At 72.5% G+C, this 3596-nt stretch carries 2 protein-coding genes and 1 pseudogene; all 3 read left to right on the top strand.

The genetic code is table 11. The features are described 5' to 3' along the window. Positions 1 to 216 (top strand): annotated as a pseudogene (locus tag ACJ73U_RS43025) (HAD-IB family hydrolase); the annotation flags it as partial. 228 nt (positions 217 to 444) lie between these two features. Next, a complete protein-coding gene (locus ACJ73U_RS43020) occupies positions 445 to 1683 on the top strand; it encodes a hypothetical protein (protein ID WP_407783560.1) in 1239 nt (412 codons plus the stop codon). Between the two features lie 384 nt (positions 1684 to 2067). Next, positions 2068 to 3596: hypothetical protein (locus ACJ73U_RS43015; RefSeq protein ID WP_407783559.1), on the top strand; the 1529-nt coding region annotated here is incomplete at its 3' end.

The raw sequence follows: 3596 nt of genomic DNA, 5'->3' as shown, positions 1-3596 counted from the left end.
GTCACGGCGGTGCTGGCCGAGTTCGGCGCCGATCCGCTGGACTGCTTCTGCTATGGCGACCACATCAGCGACCTGGAGATGCTCGCGGCGGTCGGCAACCCGCACGTGGTCGGCGGCGACGCGGAACTGTGCGCGCACGCCCGCCGCCACGGCTGGCCGGTGCTGCCCGCCGACCCGGGTCCGCTCCACCCGGTTCCCGTACTCGCCCGGTGCTGACCGCCCGTGTCGGTGGTTGGCTTGGCCGCGCCGCCGACACGGGAGGAGCCGGCCCGATGACCGTCCTGCTGCCGTTCGGCGTGGTGGACGAACTGGGCTGCTACGTCGACGCCGGCACGGTCCGGATCGCGATGCCGGTGAACGCACGCGCCACCCCCGGCGCGGAGGAGCCGCTGGGCAACCTGTCGAGGCTGACCGATCACGAGCACGCCGGCGCGGAGGCGGTCGGTGGACGCGCTGCTGGCCGACGTCACCAGGCAGACGAGAGCGGCCGAACTCGTTGGCAAACCACAGCTCGACGCGGTGAGCCGGTTGTTCGCGACGCTGTGGCTGCCGGTCGCGGTGAAGGCCGGGCTCCGCCACGCACTGCTGGCCCCGAGGACGGTCGAACGGTTCACGGCCGGTTTCGCCTCGGCGTGGCGGCTGCGGGTCAATTTCTGTTGCCCGGCGCGGGACGATGTACTCATGGCTCTGTTCGTGTGCGCGGGGTGCGGCGCTGAGCTGACCGCTCCCGTGGCGCGGGTGGCGCTTCCGGCGCATGCGGACCAGCAGTACGGGCACGAGCTGCTGCCCGCTCTGATGGCACCGGGAACCTACGCCGTGAACCCGGAACCATCCGGCCCACCGTGGCGGTGGTGGCAGGAGGTGGGCGAGGCGGAGGCGGCGTCGCGAGGTGTGTACGCGCCCGTCGACGCGTTGTCGTACGGCTCGGCGGGGGCGGTGGCGGTCGCACCGGGCGACACGCGGGGCATGGCCCTGATCCCCGACCGGTGCGAGGGTTACTGTCTCGGCTTGGACGGCCGGGCCGGCCCGAACCTCGCCTGCGTGGACTGCGGTCGCGCGGTGGCGACCCGCGTCGACGACTGCTCGTTCTGGCAGGCGGTCTGGCTCGACCCGGACGCGGTGCGGCGCGTCGACGGTGCCGCCGTGGACTGGGCACCCGACAGCGTCCCGCCGGTCGAGGAGCCCCTGGACTGGAGTCCGGTGTGGACGGCCGCGGCGGGGGTTGCGCTGGCGCACCTGCTGGTGGCGTCCGGTGGCGCACCGGTGGCGTTGCCGCCGGGCATGGTCACGGACATGTTCGGCCACGTACTCGATGCGTTGTTACCGCCTGGTCCGCCGGCGGTAACAGCCGCCCTGGCGGGCCCGGACCTGCCTGCGCCGGACTGCGACATCGCCCTGGTCCCGGTGCACCCCCGGACGGGGACGCCGTGGCGACTACCCGGCGCGGCGATCGTGCCGGTGGCCGCGCCGGTGTGGCAACACCTGGCCTTCCAACACGACGCGCCGTCGATGCCCGCGACCCGCGGCCTGCTCCCGGACGACCTCCCACCGCAGCAACCGTGGGTTCCGTTCCGCCCGGACGCGCAGGTGTTCCTGGACACGCTGGCCCGCCTGCCCGAGGTCCGCCGACCGTGGCTCCGGGAGATCTACGACCGGGTCAGGACGTTCCCGCGCCCGTTCTAGCCGGCGGTCACAGCGGACGGCACCGATCGGCGATCCGGCGGGGGACGTGACCGCCTTCCGGATGCGGTGCGACGCCTAGTAGTCGGGTCGCCCGGGGGAATCTCACCCCGGGCTCCCACGGAAACGTACGTGACGTGAAGTAGGCCGCCGACGAGGTGCCGTGGTGGTCCTTTTTCCGACGGCCCCTTCCCGAACCGGACGTGCCCGATTTCCGTAGCATCCGGCTCTCCGGTGTTCATCGTGGTTGCCGTGTCGGGCATCCGTGGTAGTAGATGTCCTCGTGGCAGGCGCGGCAGACGACAAGGGGGCCTGTATGAGGCTGTGACGGCACGACGGCGAGCAGCCATGGTCCGCCCGGTGAGCCCACCCCAGTACTCTGTCCCGGTGATCGGGGGATGGGCCGGACGGTTGGTCCACGGTCGGTTGGCCGGCGAGGTGGGGCTGGCCGCCGCGGTCGCGGTGACCGGTCTGCTCCTGGCCGGTGGTGAGGTCGCGATCTATCTTTCCCACGCGACGCCGGTAGTGCGGCGGTCGATGGCCCAGGTGGAGCTCTGGCAGTACGTGCTGCAGGGCTCCTCGATGGTCATCACGGGCTTCCTCGTGTTGGCGCACCGGGTCGCGCGCGTTCTGGGGTGGCTGTTGCTCGGCGCCGCGGTCGTCTTCATGGTGGCGGCGTGCCTGTCGACCTGGCTGCGGTTCACCACGGAGGTCACGCCGCTGGTGCGGGTGGCGGTGTACGGCGAGTACGCGCTCTGGGAGGTCCCGCGGGTCGTCTTCGTCCTCATCCCGTTGTTCTTCCCGACCGGGCGGTTGCCCGGTCGGTGGGCCAGGCCGCTGGTGGTGGGTCTGCCGGTCGGGATTCTCGCCGTCGAGGCGAGCGCCCTGCTGGGGTTTCAGTGGTGGCACCCGGGTGGGGTGCCGATGCCCAACGCGCTGTACTCGGCCCGCTGGGCGACGATCCAACCCGCGGCCCAGCGGCCGCTGGAACTGCTCGTCTGGTTCGGGATCGTCGTCGTCACGGTCTCGCCGATCCTGCGCTGGCGCGGCTCGGACCGGCTGGCGCGCCGGCAGATCGCCATCGCGGTGTCGGTCTTCGTCCTTTTCCTGGTCGAGGAGGGGTTGCGGCACCTGTTCTTCTGGTCCTGGTGGGTCGCGGCGGCCAAGCTGGTGGTGGCGGTGGTGTGGCCGGCGATCATCGGTTACGTGGTGATCAGGGACCGGCTCTACGAGCTGGACCTGGCGGCGCGGCGGATCATCGCCGGGGTCGTGCCGGTCGTGCTGCTCGCCGTGGTGTACATGGCCGCGGCGGTCACCATGTCGCTCGCTGTGCCGCGGGACGGGGCGGCGCTGGCGGCCGTGCTCGCGGTGCTGGCCGCCCTCGTCGGGCTGGTGCTGCGCCCGATCAGCGGCTGGGTCGTCGCCAGGGTCGACCGGCTGCTGTACGGCGACCGCGCCGAGCCCTACCAACTCGCCCGCCGGCTGGCCGGCCAGCTGCGTGACGGTGTGGGGCCGGCGCAGACGCCGGTCGCCGTCTGCCAGATCGTGGTGAGCGCGCTGCGGTTGCCCGGCGCGGCGCTGGACGTGACGGTGGTGCAGCCGCCGCGCCGGGTCGCCGAGGTCGGCGAGCTGGGCGCCGAGTTGGAGTCGTTCGACCTGCGCTACCACGGAAAGCTGGTCGGCAGGCTTCTCGTGCCGCCGCGTCCGGGACAGTCCCGGCTGGACGACCTGGACCGCATCGTGCTGCAGCCGCTCGCGGACCTGGCCGCGCCGGCGGTGTCCGCCCTGTGGTTGCAGGAAGAGCTCGCGACGAGCCGAGTCCAGCTGGTCAGCGCTCGGGAGGACGAGCGGCGGCGGTTGAGGCAGGACGTCCACGACGGGCTCGGGCCGTCGCTGGCCGCGATCCGGTTGCGGGT

Source organism: Actinophytocola sp., from assembly GCF_045807065.1.
In the GTDB taxonomy this organism is placed as follows: Bacteria; Actinomycetota; Actinomycetes; order Mycobacteriales; family Pseudonocardiaceae; genus Actinophytocola.
Note: the sequence above shows the minus strand (reverse complement) of the source record. Positions and strands in the feature narration are given on the sequence as shown.